Annotated in this window: 15 protein-coding genes; 7 read left to right on the plus strand and 8 right to left on the minus strand. The window is 58.9% G+C overall.

What is annotated here, in order from left to right; translation table 11 throughout:
• The first annotated feature begins 43 nt into the window (after nt 1–43).
• Nucleotides 44–829 (plus strand): DUF1499 domain-containing protein, encoded by a 786-nt coding sequence (locus EJ076_RS15175; RefSeq protein ID WP_126068426.1) that lies wholly within the window; start codon nt 44–46, stop codon nt 827–829.
• Nucleotides 830–861: 32 nt separating this feature from the next.
• On the opposite strand, the gene EJ076_RS15180 is transcribed toward EJ076_RS15175, so the two are convergent.
• Complete coding sequence (locus EJ076_RS15180) at nt 862–1770, minus strand: MBL fold metallo-hydrolase (protein ID WP_126068427.1); 909 nt, start codon at nt 1768–1770, stop codon at nt 862–864.
• Between the two features lie 124 nt (nt 1771–1894).
• Here EJ076_RS15180 and EJ076_RS15185 point away from each other — a divergent pair, with 124 nt between their 5' ends.
• The 6 genes from EJ076_RS15185 (at nt 1895) to rfbD (ending at nt 7636) form a co-directional block, all read left to right on the plus strand.
• Nucleotides 1895–2485, plus strand: a complete 591-nt coding sequence (locus EJ076_RS15185; protein ID WP_126068428.1) for a biotin transporter BioY — start codon at nt 1895–1897, stop codon at nt 2483–2485.
• Nucleotides 2486–2921: 436 nt separating this feature from the next.
• The gene (locus EJ076_RS15190; RefSeq protein WP_126071063.1) at nt 2922–3950 is read left to right on the plus strand and encodes an NAD-dependent epimerase; all 1029 of its coding nucleotides are present in this window, start codon (nt 2922–2924) and stop codon (nt 3948–3950) included.
• 274 nt (nt 3951–4224) lie between these two features.
• Nucleotides 4225–5106 carry a glucose-1-phosphate thymidylyltransferase RfbA gene (gene rfbA, locus EJ076_RS15195; protein WP_126068429.1) on the plus strand — a complete coding sequence of 294 codons (882 nt, stop codon included), beginning with the start codon at nt 4225–4227 and terminating at the stop codon, nt 5104–5106.
• Nucleotides 5107–5661 carry a dTDP-4-dehydrorhamnose 3,5-epimerase gene (rfbC, locus tag EJ076_RS15200; protein WP_126068430.1) on the plus strand — a complete coding sequence of 185 codons (555 nt, stop codon included), beginning with the start codon at nt 5107–5109 and terminating at the stop codon, nt 5659–5661.
• 13 nt (nt 5662–5674) lie between these two features.
• Nucleotides 5675–6739 (plus strand): dTDP-glucose 4,6-dehydratase, encoded by a 1065-nt coding sequence (rfbB, locus tag EJ076_RS15205; protein WP_126068431.1) that lies wholly within the window; start codon nt 5675–5677, stop codon nt 6737–6739.
• A 15-nt stretch (nt 6740–6754) separates the two neighbouring features.
• Nucleotides 6755–7636: a dTDP-4-dehydrorhamnose reductase gene (gene rfbD, locus EJ076_RS15210; protein WP_126068432.1), complete on the plus strand. Its 882-nt coding sequence runs from the start codon at nt 6755–6757 to the stop codon at nt 7634–7636.
• Nucleotides 7637–7719: 83 nt separating this feature from the next.
• Here rfbD and EJ076_RS15215 read toward each other — a convergent pair whose 3' ends face one another.
• The 7 genes from EJ076_RS15215 to EJ076_RS15245 all read right to left on the minus strand — a co-directional run bounded on the left by EJ076_RS15215 (nt 7720) and on the right by EJ076_RS15245 (nt 16685).
• Nucleotides 7720–10419, minus strand: a complete 2700-nt coding sequence (locus tag EJ076_RS15215) for a glycosyltransferase (protein ID WP_164548645.1) — start codon at nt 10417–10419, stop codon at nt 7720–7722.
• Nucleotides 10420–10513: 94 nt separating this feature from the next.
• The gene (locus EJ076_RS15220; RefSeq protein WP_164548646.1) at nt 10514–11317 is read right to left on the minus strand and encodes a methyltransferase domain-containing protein; all 804 of its coding nucleotides are present in this window, start codon (nt 11315–11317) and stop codon (nt 10514–10516) included.
• A 58-nt stretch (nt 11318–11375) separates the two neighbouring features.
• Nucleotides 11376–12032, minus strand: coding sequence for a class I SAM-dependent methyltransferase (locus tag EJ076_RS15225; RefSeq protein WP_164548647.1), 657 nt, complete (start codon nt 12030–12032; stop codon nt 11376–11378).
• 304 nt (nt 12033–12336) lie between these two features.
• The gene (locus EJ076_RS15230) at nt 12337–13806 is read right to left on the minus strand and encodes a class I SAM-dependent methyltransferase (RefSeq protein ID WP_126068436.1); all 1470 of its coding nucleotides are present in this window, start codon (nt 13804–13806) and stop codon (nt 12337–12339) included.
• A gap of 60 nt (nt 13807–13866) precedes the next feature.
• Entirely contained in the window at nt 13867–14550 is a 684-nt protein-coding gene (locus EJ076_RS15235; RefSeq protein ID WP_126068437.1) for a methyltransferase domain-containing protein, read from the minus strand.
• A 46-nt stretch (nt 14551–14596) separates the two neighbouring features.
• Nucleotides 14597–15853 (minus strand): ABC transporter ATP-binding protein, encoded by a 1257-nt coding sequence (locus EJ076_RS15240; RefSeq protein ID WP_245463052.1) that lies wholly within the window; start codon nt 15851–15853, stop codon nt 14597–14599.
• Between the two features lie 73 nt (nt 15854–15926).
• Entirely contained in the window at nt 15927–16685 is a 759-nt protein-coding gene (locus tag EJ076_RS15245; RefSeq protein WP_245463053.1) for an ABC transporter permease, read from the minus strand.
• Nucleotides 16686–16940: the final 255 nt, after the last annotated feature.

The raw sequence follows: 16940 nt of genomic DNA on the forward strand, positions 1-16940 counted from the left end.
AAGGCACTAAGTGTCCGTTCGGGTTGGGGCAGCGCAGAAAACGATGGTTAGCATTCCCGAACGGCAAACGTCGAAGGCGGCCGGATGGTCGCGGCGCACGGCCGCTTTTTCGTTGGTGTTGCTGCTGACGGTCTTCGTCGGCCACCGCTTCGATCTCGTCGAAACACCGGTCTTCCTGTGGGTGCTGGGCATTGTCGCGCTGCTGGCGGCCCTGGCGTTGTTGTTTGCCGGGTTTGCCTTTTCGCGGCTGTGGAACTTCGGCGACCGCGGCGGTCGCGACCTGACGGTCGGCGCGCTGCTGGCGCTGCTGGTGCTCGCACCCTATGGCGTCGCCGCCTACTGGGCGACCATCTATCCGCCGCTCAGGGATATCTCGACGGATTTCGACGAACCGCCGGCGCTCGACGTGAGCGACCGGACGAAGGATATGAACGTGCTTGCGCCGTCGACGCCTGGCGAACAGCGGTTGCAGACCGACAGCTATCCGCTGGTCAGCGCACGCAGCTACGACCTGCCGTTCGAGACTGTCGTCAATGCCGTCGAAACCGTACTCGACCGGCGCAACTGGGATCTGTCAGAACCCTATCCCGACCTCGCCGGGCAAAGCGACGTGACCATTACCGCCGTCGCCAAGGGCTTTGTGCTCGGCCTTCCCGCCGATGTGGCGATCCGCGTGACGGACGATGGCGATACGGTCATCGTCGATATGCGATCAGCTTCGCGATACGGCCGCTACGACCTCGGCGACAACGCCGCGCGCATCACCGATTTCCTGGCGGAGTTGGACCAGGAAGTCGCCGGTCAGGTTGGCGCGGCTCCGGCCGAGTAGGGCACTGGAACCTGGCAGTCTATTCGGGCGGCCTATCTGGCCGGCGTGAAAACGCCGTCAATGGCCGGTGCGGCGTCGGTCACAACCAGATCGCGTGCCACCAGGTCCTCGAGATGGGCAAGCACCGACAATCCGGCGGCGCCATGCAGCCGCGGGTCGGTATCCCTGTAGATCGCCTTGACCATGTCGGGAATCGTCCGGTCGCCCTCTCTGACCCGCTGCAGGATGGCGCGCTCGCGCATCTTGCGGTGCGTCTTCAACCCGCGCATGAAAGCGCGCGGTGCCGTCACCGGCCCGCCATGTCCGGGCAGCAGCAAGCGATCCCCGCGTTCGATCAACCGGTCCAGCGAGGCCATATAGTCGGCCATCGCCCCATCCGGCGGGGCGACGATGGAGGTTGCCCAGGCCATGACATGATCGGCCGGAAACAGGATGCCGGTTCCCTCCAGCGCAAATGCCGCGTGATTGGCGGTGTGACCCGGGGTTAGAACCGTCCTGATCGACCAGCCGTCGCCGTCGACCACCTCGCCGTCGGAAAGCGCAATATCGGGGACGAAAGCCATGTCGGCGCTGGCGTCGAGCGCATTGGTCTCGCCGATATGCAAAGGCCTTGCCGGCCGGTGCGGCCCCTCTGCCAGCACGGGGGCACCGGTGCGCTCTTTCAGCCGGGCCGCCAGCGGGGAGTGGTCGCGGTGCGTGTGGCTGACGAAGATATGGCTGACCGGCCGACCCGCGATCACGTCGAGCAGGGTCTGCAGATGCGCCTCGTCATCCGGCCCCGGATCGATCACCGCCAGCGTATCGCGGCCAACGATGTAGCTGTTGGTGCCGTGAAAGGTGAAGGGGCTCGGATTGCGGGCCGTGATGCGCTGGATATCGGGCGCGACGCTTACCCCCCGGCCATAAAGGGGGTCGAAGCCGGTATCGAATTTGAGTGCCATGGCGAATGCATCGGTGCCTTGTTTCAGGAAACGGCAAAACCGATTGCCGCATAACACGCAAGCCAATATAGGAGAACGTGAGGCCGCGAACATCGGATAGCGGCAATCGGATTGGGGAAATACCATGGCAATTGCAACTACGATGCGTCCGCTTGTTTCTCTGGCCCTGCCGCAAAGTGGCGCGGCGCGGCTGGCAACGCAGCTTTTCCTGGCGATCGCCGGAACACTGGTGCTGACCCTGTCGGCCAAGACCAAGGTGATGCTTGGGCCGGTCGACATTTCGATGCAGACGCTGGCCGTGCTGCTGATCGCCGCCGCCTTCGGCATGCGTCTCGGCGTCGCCACCCTGCTGCTTTACATGGCGGAGGGCGCCATGGGCTTCCCCGTCTTCCAGAGCACCCCGGAAAAGGGGCTCGGCGTTGCCTACATGCTCGGCTCGACGGGCGGTTATCTCGCGGGCTTCGTGGTCATGGCGGCAATCGTCGGCTGGGCCGCCGATCGCGGCTGGGACCGCCATCCGATCAAGCTTTTCAACGCCATGCTGGTTGCCGAAATCGTCATGATGGCGATGGGCTTTGCCTGGCTGGCGCTGCTGATCGGCCCGGAAAAGTCGTGGCAGTTCGGTGTCGTGCCGTTCATCGTCGGTGACCTGATCAAGGTTGCCCTGGCGGCAAGCCTGGTGCCGGCTGTGTGGACGTTGCTGAAGCGCGGCTGAGGCGCGAGTAGCAGCCAGCGGCTTGAGCAATCAAATGCTGGCTGGAACGGCGTGACTGGCGGATTTCGGCGTGGTGTCCGCCAAAAGCCAAATAATAAAGATGTATTTTGAATTTGCCGCAATATTTGGCCGATCTTCTGGCCGATCATCGGTCCCCTGCCGGCTTCCGCCGGCCATATGCCTCTGTCAACGCTGCCGATTTTGGCCACTAGCGATGTCGCCGATGCCGATGATGATGGCCGATGTTCGGCATGCCTAGCCCGCTGATAACCATGCACAAAGCCGCGTAGCCGGAAACATTTAGCCGAACTCCGGCGATCGGCGGGGCAACTGAACCGGTTTGCGGTAGTGCTCATGCTTCCCACTGCAACGAGGCGCTTTGCAAGAACCCAGGTGTGGTCTACGACATAAAGGGTTTGTCGTCATGGGCGCTTCGATGAAGGTTCTGGTCACCGGCGCTGCCGGCTTCATAGGCTATCACGTATCGAAGCGGCTGCTGGAGCGTGGCGACGAAGTTGTCGGCATCGACAACGTCAACGACTACTATGATCCGCAGATCAAGGAGGCGAGGCTGCGGCTGCTGGAGGAGGCGAGCCGCAAGACCAATGCCGGCTATCATTTCATCCGCGGCAATCTCGCCGACAAAAGCGTGGTCGATGGCTGCTTTGCCGACCACTCATTCGACAGGGTGATCCATCTCGCCGCCCAGGCCGGGGTTCGCTATAGCCTGGAAAACCCGCATGCCTATGTCGAAAGCAACCTCATCGCCTACGCCAATATGCTCGAGGCCTGCCGGAACAGCGCTGTTGCGCACCTGACCTATGCCAGTACCTCGAGCGTCTACGGCGCCAACACCGACATGCCGTTTTCCGAGCATCGGCCGGCCGACCACCCGCTGCAGTTCTACGCCGCGACCAAGCGCGCAAACGAGCTGATGGCGCACAGCTACAGTCATTTGTTCCGGTTGCCGACGACCGGGCTTCGTTTCTTCACCGTGTATGGCCCCTGGGGGCGCCCAGACATGGCGCTATTCCTGTTCACCAAAAACATCCTTGCCGGCGAGCCGATCAAGCTGTTCAACAACGGCAACCATACCCGCGACTTCACCTATGTCGAGGACATCGCCGAAGGCGTCGTCCGGGCCAGCGACAACCCGGCCACAAGCAATGCCGCCTGGGACTCCAGCCGTCCGGATCCGGCGACAAGCAGCGCCCCATGGCGCATCTTCAACATCGGCAACAACAACCCGGTGAAGCTGACCGCCTATGTCGAGGCGCTGGAAAACGCGCTTGGCAGGAAAGCCATCGTCGAATTGCTGCCGCTGCAGCCCGGCGACGTGCCCGATACCTTTGCCGACACGTCGGCGCTGGAGCAGGCCGTCGGCTATCGCCCGACGACGACGGTCACCGAGGGCGTTGGGCGGTTTGTGGAGTGGTATCAGGCGTATTTTGGGCGGCGGGGATAGGCAAGTCTTGGCGATTCCCCCGGTGATCCTCCATGCCGACGCGATCTTAAGAGCTCCCGTGCATTTGGGTATTTATGGGTATATTTACGGATACGATTGTTCCCGCCATGCCCTCGGACCCGGTAAGATAAACGCAGACAGGCGGAACGGTCTATGGACACGGTGCCGGACGTGGTCCGGCCGTTTGTCGACCACCGAGATTGACAAGCCATTGCATGGAACCTAAGCACGGACTGCTCGGGCCGGGGGGCTTAGGCATGTCAAGGAGAGCTTCTTGAAAGGAATTATCCTTGCTGGAGGCAGCGGAACACGTCTTTATCCGCTCACATTAGCAATCTCTAAGCAGATTCTGCCGATATACGACAAGCCGATGATCTATTATCCGCTGAGCGTTTTGATGCTCGCGGGTATCCGCGAGATTCTGGTCATTTCAACGCCGCGTGATCTGCCGGTTTTTCGCGATCTGCTTGGTGATGGATCGGAGTTCGGGCTTGACCTGTCCTATGCCGAGCAACCGCAACCCAACGGGCTTGCGGAAGCCTTCATCATCGGCCGGGATTTCATCGGCAGGGACAGTGTGTCGATGATCCTCGGCGACAACATCTATTTCGGCGATGGGCTGTCGCAGCTTTGCCGCGAGGCGGCCTCGCGCGAAAAGGGCGCTTCGGTGTTTGCCTATCATGTCGAGGATCCCCAGCGTTATGGTGTCGTATCCTTCGACAAGGCCACCGGAACGGCGCTGACGATCGAAGAAAAGCCGCAGAATCCGAAATCCAACTGGGCTGTCACTGGTCTCTATTTCTATGACAACGACGTCGTCGACATCGCCCCCTCCATCCGGCCCTCGGCGCGCGGCGAGCTCGAGATTACGGCGGTCAACAACGTCTACCTCGAGCGTGGCCAGTTGCACGTGCACCGGTTGGGGCGCGGCTATGCCTGGCTCGACACCGGCACGCATGACAGCTTGCATGAAGCCTCCTCATTCGTGCGCACCATCGAGCATCGCCAGGGCATCAAGGTAGCCTGTCCCGAAGAGATCGCCTTTGAACAGGGTTGGCTGACGGTGGACCAGGTTCTGCGTCGTGCCGACCGCCTGGGCAAGAATGAGTATGCCGCCTATCTGCGCCGGCGTGTTGTCGATCTGTCGGAGGGCTAGGTGCTGGAAGTCAGGTCCCTTGGCATCGATGGCGTGCTGGAAATCGTTCCGAAGCGACATGGCGACGCGCGCGGTTTTTTCGTGGAAACCTACAATGCCGAGCGCTTTTCGCAGGCCGGCATAGACTTGCTTTTCGTGCAGGACAATCATTCCTACTCCGCGTCGGCAGGTGTGTTGCGAGGGCTTCACTACCAGCTTGCGCCGCGAGCCCAGGACAAGCTGCTGCGCGTCATTCGTGGCAGCATTCTCGACGTTGCGGTCGATATTCGCCGCAGCTCGAAGACTTTCGGAAAATGGGTCGCTCTCGAAGTGTCGGCCGAAAAGGGCAACCAGATTCTGGTGCCGAAAGGCTTCGCGCACGGCTTCGTGACGCTCGTGCCCGACACCGAGGTCCTGTATAAGGTCACCGACACCTATTCACAGGCGCATGACCGGTCGATCCGCTTCGACGATCCCGCCATCGGTATCGAATGGCCGTCATTGGCCGGCGGGTTCCAGCTTTCCGACAAGGACCTGAAGGCGCCGCTGCTGGCCGCCGCCGAGGTGTTTGCTTGATGAGGACAGCGGCATGAATTTTCTGGTGACAGGCGGTGCTGGCTTCATCGGTTCGGCGGTGTGCCGGCATTTGTGTGCCAACCCGGCCTATCGGGTGACCAATCTCGACAAGCTCACCTATGCGGGCAATCTGGCCTCGCTGCGGCCGATCGAGAATGCGCACAATTACAGCTTTGCTCATGCCGATATCTGCGACGAGAGGGCGGTGCTCGACATCCTCCACCGGGACGATATCGACATCGTCATGAACCTTGCCGCCGAGAGCCATGTCGACCGCTCGATCGACGGTCCAGGCACGTTTATCGAGACCAACATCGTCGGCACCTACAAGATCCTCAATTCCGCGCTGGAATACTGGCGCGGCCTGCCCGAGGACAGGAAGAGCCGCTTCCGCTTCCATCATGTCTCGACCGATGAGGTGTTCGGCGATCTTCCTTTCGATGGCGGCGTGTTCGTCGAGGAAACGCCCTACGCGCCGTCTTCGCCCTATTCCGCCTCGAAAGCGGCCTCGGACCATCTGGTGCGGGCCTGGCACGAAACCTATGGCCTGCCGGTCGTGCTTTCCAACTGCTCGAACAATTACGGCCCCTATCACTTTCCCGAAAAGCTGATCCCGCTGGTCATCCTCAATGCGCTCGATGAAAAGCCGTTGCCGGTCTATGGCGCCGGCGCCAATGTGCGCGACTGGCTGTTCGTCGAGGATCACGCACGCGCGCTGGAACTTGTCGCAACCAGGGGGCAGCCGGGCGAAAGCTACAATGTCGGCGGCAATTCGGAGCGGACAAACCTGGGCGTCGTCGAGACGATCTGCGATCTGCTCGACATCAGGCGGCCGCGGGCAGGCGGGAAGAGCCATCGCGACCTGATTTCCTTCGTCACCGACCGCCCGGGTCATGATCGCCGCTATGCCATCGACGCCTCGAAGATCAGCCGTGACCTCGGCTGGGCGCCGAAGGAGAATTTCGATAGCGGTCTGGCAAGAACGGTGGACTGGTTCCTGGACAACAAATGGTGGTGGGGCCCCATCCGCGAACAGCGCTACACCGGCGAGCGGCTGGGCGAAGCCGTGGCCAAATAGAGGATCGGAACAGCAATGCGGATATTGGTGACAGGTCAGGAAGGGCAGGTTGCTCGTTCACTAGCCGCCCTAGCCAACGAAGAACTGAGCGTGACGACGCTCGGTCGTCCCGATCTCGACATTACCGAGGCCGAATCGATCGCCCGCGCCATCGAGTTGGTGCGGCCCGACATCGTCGTCAACCCAGCCGCCTATACTGCCGTGGACAAGGCCGAGAGCGAGGCGCAGGCCGCCTTTGCAGTCAATCGTGACGGCGCTCGCAACGTGGCTGCGGCTGCGGCAGCGGCCGGACTGCCGGTCATCCATGTTTCAACCGACTACGTCTTCGCCGGCAACAAGGCCGCCCCCTATATCGAAACCGACGCCACCGGCCCGACTGGCATTTACGGAAGCTCCAAACTGGAGGGAGAACAGGCAATCGCTGCCGCCAACGAGGCACATGTCATCTTGCGAACAGCCTGGGTCTACAGCCCTTATGGTCACAACTTCCTGAAAACCATGCTGCGTCTTGCGGCTGATCGAGACGTGCTGCGCGTCGTCGCCGACCAGCACGGCACGCCGACCTACGCGCCAGACATTGCTGAAGGCATTGTCGCTGCCGCGCGAAAGGTGCTGTCCGCACCAGAAAGTGAGGACTGGCGCGGCATATTCCATATGGTGGCGCAAGGCGAAACGAACTGGGCAAGCTTCGCCGAGGAGATTTTCGCGCAGTCGGCGCGCCGTGGCGGCCCGAGCGCCCGCGTCGAGCCGATCACGACAGCGGACTACCCGACGCCGGCAAGGCGCCCCGCCCATTCCCGCCTCGACACGACGAAATTCCGCGCCACTTTCGGCCACGCCCTGCCCGACTGGGAGAATGGCGTGGCACGCTGCCTTACCAAACTGACGACTGGTTGAGAAGCAAAGGCGCTCAACCCTGCAGCCCGGCGTCCCTCTCCCTCCAGGCGTCTGCGCTCAAGCGGGCCGCTACCTGCCTCAGATCACGACAGGAAGTCAACGATCTTCTTCATGGCACTCGGCTCGAAGGCATCGTCCCAGGTGGTCGGCCAGTTGATCTTCGAGCCCTTCAAGCGCCGATCGTACTGATCCACGCGCGATATGGCATCCTTGAGCCCCTGGACCACGCCTTCGAGCGTCGGTTCCACAGCGATAAGGTTGGTCGAAATGGCCTCCAGGCTTTCCGCCGTCTTGTTCTCGAACGTATTTGTCACCGTCCACATGCCTGCCGAGGCCATTTCGAGCGGCACCAAGCTCGGATGCGGCGTAAGCATCAGCGAAAGCCCGACGTCGTGGCTCGGCAGACGCTCGGCATAGGTTTGCAGGTCGGTCTTGGGCATCATTTCCATGATCACGCCGGGTGCCAGCCTGACCTTGCTGGCGCCACCGATCGAGCCCATGCCGTAGAATTTCCACTTGTCTGACTCGAAGCCCGGAGAGCGGGCCAGTTCGGCAAGCGCCATCATGCCGAGTTCAAAAAGGTTGCGCGCAGCATGCGCTTCTGGGCGGCCATAAAAAAGAATGCGTCGCTCGCGATGACGCATGTCGTCGAGCACGGGCGTGAACTTCTGGATGGCGTTGCGGAAGATCGCGTGGTTCTTCTCCGCGTGCGGCTGCGAGAACACGCCGATCTTGTTTAGCTTGAAGAAATCGCGAAGCAAGGGCGTGGAGAAAAGCTGAAATTGCGGGAAGCGGTAGGATTGCTGGAACAGCGCGGCGATCGTGTTCATGGGCAGGAAATAGGGCTCGTATTCCTGAACCATGAACATGAAACGGTCCTGCCCCAGTTCGCGGCTGGCGTGGTGCGCGACATGCGCGCCCCAGCCGTTTGTAGCAATGAAGCGATCGTCCGGACTGACGAGCAATTCCTCCGCGCGGTCGTGCCGATGCGCGATTTCAATCTCGTCAAACAATGGCTCGATGCCAGGATATCCTTTGATGCGCTCGCGAGCGAGCGTCATGTCCAACTCTGTATATTCCAACGTCACGATCCGAACGAGAAAACCTTCGCGACGCAGGCGAAGCGCCAAGCTGAACATGCCAATATAGCCGCCGAAGATGTATTTGAAATCTATCGTGGCCAGAAGGACGTTTACACGCTTTGGCTCCCGGTGCGACACCCGAAGCTTAAACGGCTGGATATTATGAAAAATCCAGTTAGCCCCCAAATCCTCGAAGCGCGGTGTTGCCTCGGAGAGCGCGGCTTTCGGCAGAGCTGCAGATTCCGTAGTGATTCTACGGATATGCTGCAGGTACCGGCTTTTTTGAGAACGATAGGCAAGGTTTCTTACTTTGACACCGAGGGCGGCGTTCATCAAGAACCCTTCGACGTTTAATGTCGAACGCCGCCGCAGCATGCCTGAAAATTTCAGAAGGACCGGTTCGATCACACTGGTAGTCAAACGCGACATTCGCTTGGTTATGTTCTCTAGCTTTCTCGGCATCCCCGGATTGCGCAGCCGAAGTGTCTCTGCGAATATCGCTTTTTCGAGCGCGCCCGAAAAATCCTCGCGTGCCTTGTGCAGCAGAGCTCGACCTGCCTCCACCAAGGCGCGTTTGTTTCTTGCGCCTTTCAGAAGAATGCCTATTGAACGGGAAACACCAGTGTAAGGCTTGACCACCTGCCCCACCACGTTTGTCCCATGCTGATGGTAGTCATATAAAGGTTCGTCGGTATAGGAAATCCCGCCTGTCACCTCGGCTGTAAGCGCGATCCACTGATCATGATAGGCGTCGACGAGCCGTTGCGGAAACGGCAGTATGTGGTCGAGAATGTCGCTGCGAAACAGGCTCGCGGCGCCGGTTACACAATTGGCCAGGAACAGCGAAAGAAAGTCGGCGTATTCATTCCTGCGATGATTCCAGTATGTCTCTGAGACAACCGCGTCGCCGGCAACGATGCGGCAGTCGCTGAAGGCAAGTTTTTTGTTTTCCGGCAAAGCCTGAATGAGCTTCGTGAGTTTGTCGGCACGCCAATGATCATCCTGATCTGCCAGCGCGACGAACTCGGCGTCGACAGGTACCAGCGAAAGGCATTCTTCGAAATTCTTGTAGAAACCCTTCCGCGCTTCGTTGCTCACATAAATAAATCGGCTGTCGTGTTCGACCAAATCGAGGATATCGTGGCGGGAGAGAGCATTGGAACTGTCATCGGAGATAATGCAAATCCAGTTCTTGTGATCCTGCTCAAGAATCGACGCGATCTGCTGCTGCAGAAGTTTCAGCGGCGGATTGTACGTTGCCATGCAAATGGCAACCTTGGGACCGTTGGCCGGCCACTCCACCTCCACGGGGCGCCGATTGTTCCCGGGCTGGAATTCGAAGGCAGCAAGGGACTGTTCGATGGTCCTTCCCGATTTCAACTCGGCACGAAGTCGCAGTTCGCGTGTCTCAAGCTTTGTAATCTCATGGATCAGCAATATCGTATTGAACTCGGAAAACAGGCTACCTCCATTCGGATCCTGCACAGGATAAAAATGCTGTAAAACGTCCTGCCTAGCCCAGGAGTGGTTCCGGATTTCATGCTGTCTGGTTCCATCCAGGATACAGAGTCGCCTGATCGAATTGCCGGGACAAAAAGCCCAGCCCTGCAAATACAGCGCAAGCCCCTTGCCAACGTGAAACGAGCGGCCGGACGGAACATCGAGCGAGCATAGAAGCTCGGGATGGTTTGCTTTTTTCACTGAATTTAGCATCTAACCCTTTAACTGCTGCCAATTTCGGCAACAGAGTGCCCTTATCTCAATTGCCGATCGAACGTCCTGAGGCGAAAACAAGTCAGGGAATTTGGATGATCCATTCGTCCTGCAAGCTCCACCATCCAGCCGGCTTGAAAGATACGATGCGCGCCTTGGTGGCACCATAGATTGCCTTGATGACATAGGGCGGCAACACGATTGTGGAACCATAGATCGAGGGATCGAGATCCTTTTGATCCGATCCATCCAGATAGCCGTATTGCTGGCCATCCTTGATGACTTCAGCGAGTTGGGGAACGACAGTCGCGGCTAATGCCCCATGCGTGGAAAACATCAGATAGCCGCCGGGGTTAAGCGCGGCGCAGACCGAAGATAGCCAGCGCTGGAACAAGCCGTCCGGCAGGTGGGACCACAGCGAAATGGCGAATATGAAATCAAATCTCTCTTCCGGCTTCCAGTCCTCGGGTACACTGGCGGAGGCAATCGACTTGACACCCAACACATCCGCACAGAAGCTAACCGCTTCAGGATGAATATCGCATGCAACGAAATTCAAATCCTTCAAATGGCGCGTAACGCGCCCGTAGCCGTTGGCGAATTCCAGCACACGCGCATCACTTGCCAGTCCCAGCGACGTCATCAGATCGCGCACCTGTTGTGCGTTGGCGGCGCCGTTCTCAAAATAATGTTTTAGCGCTTCGAAAATCTTCATTTCGTCATCGGTCGAAAGGCGGGCGACGAGATGTCCAAAAATGTGGTCATACTCATGGATCTCGGGACTGACCGAATATCTTTTCGCCCATACCTCAGCGAGCGCTCGCAGAAAATCGCTTGTCTTAAACGCCTGTGACGACCGGATCGGTGCGGCCTTGGTCAAAGTCATTATTGAATCCTTCCTTCTGCCCTCGGTCGCTCTGCGAAACGCAGAGACGTGAATCCCCTCAAGCCGGCTTTTGCACGATGTATTGATCCTGGTATTTCCACCATGGGCCGGCCTCATAGGATACCAAACGCGCACCCGGCATCCTGCCGATCTGGAAGCCGACATAGTGAGGATGTACCGTTGTATTACCGTAGTCCTGAGTATCCAGATCGATCTGTTCCGATATGGCCTCGAAGGCAACGCCGTCGGATCCGGGTACCGGTATTTGGGGGTTGATAGCCCGGGCGGATTCGCCGATTGTCGTGAAGATGAGATAGCCCCCCGGCGCCACAAGCGCATACAATGCCGACAGCCATTTTCCGAAGGTCCGATCGGGGAGATGCGAAAAAAGCGAGATGACCGCGACGATATTAAACTGTTCTGAAATTCTCAATTGCTCGGCATCCTTCGACGATACATAGGCCCGGCACCCGAAGTTTTTGCTCACGAACTCAACTGCCTCGGGGTGGATATCGCTAACAGTCAGCTCACACAATTTATGCAGATGCCGGGTAAGCCGTCCGTATCCGGCGGCAAATTCCAGTATTTTGAGGTTGTCCATATCGACATTAAGTTTTTCGATTGCTTGCATCAGTTGCTCCGCATCGGCAAAGCCACTTTTGAAATAATGGCGCAAGCCTCCATCAGGGCTCATCTTCAGGAAATGGCCCAACATATGGTCTTCCGAATGGAGCGCGGGACTTACCCGATATATTGCCGCATATCGCTTCGCCAAACAGTCAAATTCGTCAACTGAGATGGTACCCATGCCCCGCCTATATTGCTTTTGGCCGTCCAACCCGACGAGCAGGACGCCGCTTCGGTGGCATGGCCGCAGCCACCCCTATCCGCAGACAAAATCCTCGTATCGTCGTCGGATCGACCTGCTGATAATCGACACCGCTCGGGACCGGTCATTGCCACAAGTTTGCCATGCTTGTCTAGCGAGCGCGAGCCGCGCAGATTTGGAAAAAGCGTTGCTATCTGGAGGAATTTTCCCGCACTTGCGGGGCATGCGCCCGTTTTTCTTCTCCATTCATCGGCGCTTTCGGCAGGCGGCCCTCGCTGCGTCCGTAACGCACATAGTGGACAAACGGGTCGAGTTTGGAGGTCGCGACGTCCGGATTGCTGCGAAGATAATAGTCAGGATCGAAGCATGGTGATCGCTCGGGCTTTGTCCACAGACGACGCTTCATATAGGAACCGGCGAGGTTCAAGAAGCCGCCGAGCGACTGATTCTCATCGGATAACTGGTCCTTTTCCGTCATCAGTTGTTCGGTCTTGGCCTCGAGCCTGTCCTTTTCGGCCATCACCTGCCCGCACTCGGCAACAAGACGGTTCTTTTCGGCCATCACCTGGCCATTCTCCGCGGCGAGCCTGTCCTTTTCGGCCATCACCTGCCCGTACTCGGCAACAAGACGGTTCTTTTCGGCCATCACCTGGCCATTCTCCGCGGCGAGCCTGTCCTTTTCAGCCATCACCTGCCCGTACTCGGCGACCAGACGGTTCTTTTCAGCCATCACCTGGCCATTCTCCGCGGCGAGCCTGTCCTTTTCGGCCATCACCTGCCCGTACTCGGCAACAAGACGGTTCTTTTCAGCCATCACCTGGCCATTCTCCGCGGCGAGCCTGTCCTTTTCGGCCATCACCTGCCCGTACTCGGCAACAAGACGGTTGGCCCGGTCTTCCATCTGTTGATAAACGCCGCGCATTCGCCAATAGACATCATAACTCGCGCTGACCAGGAAAGAAGCAGCCATCGGCGGGAGGCAGTCCTCACGGGAGGCGGCCAGCGCCAGATAGTACATGGTCTCAGGAATTTCGCGGGCGCTCTGCTCGATGTTGCCTTCGTCGCGGAACACGCTGGCCGTCCCGCCCGCATCGCCATCGCAGGACAATATCGATGAGGCAACGGACAACCGCTGGCCGAACAGGCGCAGAGCCGGAAACCTCCCTTCGAGGAGGCCAACGAATTCTCCACGGGTCAATTCCCTAGTGTGAAACTCGTTTTTATGGTCCTGCTTGACCGAATAGACTTCAGTGTTGGGCGAAGACATGACCAGAAACCCGGTGGGCTTTAGGATGCGGCTGATTTCCGACAGCATTCCGGCCTGATCGGCAAGGTGCTCGATTGTCTCGAAGGAGACGACCACGTCGGCGCAATGATCCTCTAGGGGAAGTTCCGTCGCGTCGGCGCAGATGAAAGACAGGTTCGCGGCAGTATAGCGGGAAGCGGCATGTTGGACGGCTGCATCGGATACGTCGACGCCAATCACGGAGCGGGCGCGTTCGGCGAGAATCCGCGAGCCGAAGCCCTCACCGCAGGCGAGGTCGACCACATCTAGTCCATCGGTCATGCCCAGCGTCCAGACATAGCGGTGCATATGCTCTTGCCGGATCTCGTCGAGCAATTCCGGATGGTAACGTTCCCCCGTATAGGTCAGGCTCACTGTCTGTTCGTCCTCCAAGTTCCGAACGATCTCCGCTCGCGGATGTTCTGTCCGGCATCGTTAATATCTGCGGGCCGCCATCGCAAGCGCGGCGGGATAAGCTACCTGGAATATCGTGACCTCAGAGTAGCCTGCTTCCATCAGAAAGCACCATGCGTCCGCACCGAACTCCGTATGCACAACGTAGTCGTCGCCTGCCTCTTCAGGGCTACCGTGATGGCTTTTCGGAAGGCCCGTTCGCCCCCTGCTCATCCGCCCTACGATGATCGGGACGGTCAAGCAAAGCGCACCCCGAGGTTTGAGAACTCGGCGGCACTCCACCAGCGCGTGGATCGGGCTTGCGACGTGCTCCAGTGTATCGGAATGGACAACTATGTCGAACGTCTCATCGGGCCAAGGCAAGGCATGTAAATCGACCTGCGGATAGGCACCGAAAACATGCCCCGGCATTTTAGACAGAACCGGGTTGAGCGTGCCGGCGGCGTTCAATTCCAGAATGCGAATATGCCCAGCTTCGGCAGAGCCGACAAAATCCCGCAGCATATGCGTCGTTCCGGACACAGCGCGCAGCGCATTGGCAAGTGCTATCGATCTCAGATTTGAACCGCAGCTTACGCAACATTCGCCTTGCTGACGGTCGACATAGGCTACTTCCGCCGGCGAGAGTTGCCATTGATCGATCAGTTGTGCCCACAGGACTGGATGTGCCGTGAACTCGGTTCCGCCGCATACCGTGCACAACATGCAACATTAGTCCCTTTTTTGCTTTGCCGCCCTTCGCGTTCTACCCTCAAGCAGGCTTGCCCAATTCTCCGCCGCCGGTGATCACTATGTCATGCATCGGCAGGCCGACTAGGCCATGCGTCACATGGCTGCCATCGCAGTGAAAGATCAGAGCTTCGTCGAGCCAGTGGTGCTGGACATGTTCTGCTTGCGTGCCTTGCGCCAATGCGGTGGCAACGGCGTAGTCGCCGGCGGGGAGGTAAGGCATCTGGAAAGTGAAAGAAGCGACGAACCTTTCCCCTTCGCCGACGGAAAGCGGCGCATGCGAATAGGTCAGATAGGTGTTGTCGCCGAACAGGGTCTGGCCCAACCGGTCGCGGATGACGAAGCCGACAATCGGCGCGTCGAGCGCGCCCTTGGCCAGACAGGATATCTCGAGCGCTACATCTTCGCCGCCCTCGATCACAGTCAGCTCGTCACCGTCACTGTCTAGGAAACGAGCGGATTCGATCTTTGCGCCACCCGCACCAAACGACGGAGCGTCGGGGTCGAACTCAAAGACCTCCATGAGGTTGCGCTTGTCGGAAGCTTGGATGGCCTCGTGGCGGAAGTCGCGTTTGGCAGAGGTGGGCGTTTCCCGGCGTCGGCCGGAGATCGAGAAAGCCTCGCCGTCTGCCTCTTCGCTCAGTGACGCCCGATAGGCCAGGCTGATATCCTTGGCAGGCCCCTGTTGGCGAATCCGGCCCTTATCCATCCATATCGCCCGGTCGCAAAGCGAGGTCACGGCGCCAGCGTCGTGCGAGACGAACAGGAGAGTTCCGTTCTCCTTGAACTTCCTGATGTAGCGCATGCACTTTTGGGTAAAGGCGGCATCGCCTACCGAAAGGGTTTCGTCCACGATCAGAATATCGGCATCGACATGCGCGGCCACGGCAAAGGCGAGTCGGGCAAACATGCCGGAGGAATAGCTTTTGACAGGCTGCTTCACGAACTCGCCGATGCCAGAAAACGCCACGATGCTGTCATAGCGCTCCTCGATCTCGTGTGAATTCAGGCCGAGCACCATCGCGGAGAGCTTCACATTTTCGCGCCCGGTGAATTCCGGATTGAAGCCGGCGCCGAGTTCGAGCAACGGTGCCACCCGGCCGCTGACAGACAGGCTGCCCGCATTGGGTTGCAGGGTGCCTGCGATCATCTGCAACAGCGTCGACTTTCCTGACCCGTTGCGGCCGATGATGCCGACGGTCTCGCCCTTGCGGATCGTCAGATCGACACCCTGCACAGCCCAATATTCCTGGTAATAACGGCGCCAGCGCAGCACCATCTGCTTCAGGCGATCCTGTGGCTTGGCGTAGATCAGATAGGCCTTGCCGATGCCCGAAGCCTGAATTGCAACCTCAGACGACATCTGCAAACGCCTTCTTAGTACGGATAAACCAGAAGCCTCCCGCCGTTGCGAACAGAAAGGAGGCGAAGAAATAGGCGACCCATTCGCTCAAGGGCGGTAGCCGGCCCCAGAAAATGACGTCACGCGCCTGGATAAGGGCTGTCGTAAGCGGGTTGACATAGAGCCAAGGCCGATACTGTTCTGGCAAGGTTTCCAGCGGATAAAGCAGCGGCGACAGGAACATGATCGCCGTTGTCAGCGGTGCCGTCACGTGCACGAGGTCGCGCAGGAAGACGCCAAGCGAGGCAAGGAAATAAACGATGCCGAGCGTCATCAGCACCAGCGGCAGCAAAGTGATCGGCAGCGCCAGGATGGTGACAGGAGGAGGACCATAGACGACGATGAAGACCGCCAGGAAAACCACAAACGAAATCGCGGCCGTGATGAGAGCGTTGATCAATGCCACAAAGGGAAGAATTTCAAGAGGGAAGACGACTTTCTTGACATACGAAACATTTTCCAGGACCAGGCTGGGAGCGCGACTGATCGGTTCCGACATGATTCCGAAAATGATCAAGCCCGAGAATAGGATCATCGGGTAGCTATATTCCCCGATCTCTGTGTGGGCTCCAGGCCGCCCCCAGCGGGACCCGAAGATCGAGCCGAAAACCAGCGAGAAGACGCCCAGCATCACCAAAGGCAGGATGACGGCCCAGAACACGCCGAGGAAAGAGCCGCGAAAACGTGCTTCTACTTCACGCCGGCTCATGCGCCAGATCAGAACACGATGCGCCCAGGAATTGCGAAAAAACGAAAACATTTTTGTCCAGTGCCAGAGAATCGCAAGGCATCCTTCTGCATCCAATTTGGGGAAAAAGAAAGACGAGTGACCGCCAACGTCCTTTGTCGTACCTAGCTCCCAATTCGTCCCCCGCGACAGAACCGCATGCGCTACCCGGGCGAATCCACTTATCAGTTTTTCTTATCTCCTAGCCACCGTAGCTTACGTTTCGTGGGCAAAGGT

Origin of the sequence: Mesorhizobium sp. M7D.F.Ca.US.005.01.1.1, assembly GCF_003952545.1 — a bacterium.
Classification (GTDB): domain Bacteria; phylum Pseudomonadota; class Alphaproteobacteria; order Rhizobiales; family Rhizobiaceae; genus Mesorhizobium; species Mesorhizobium loti.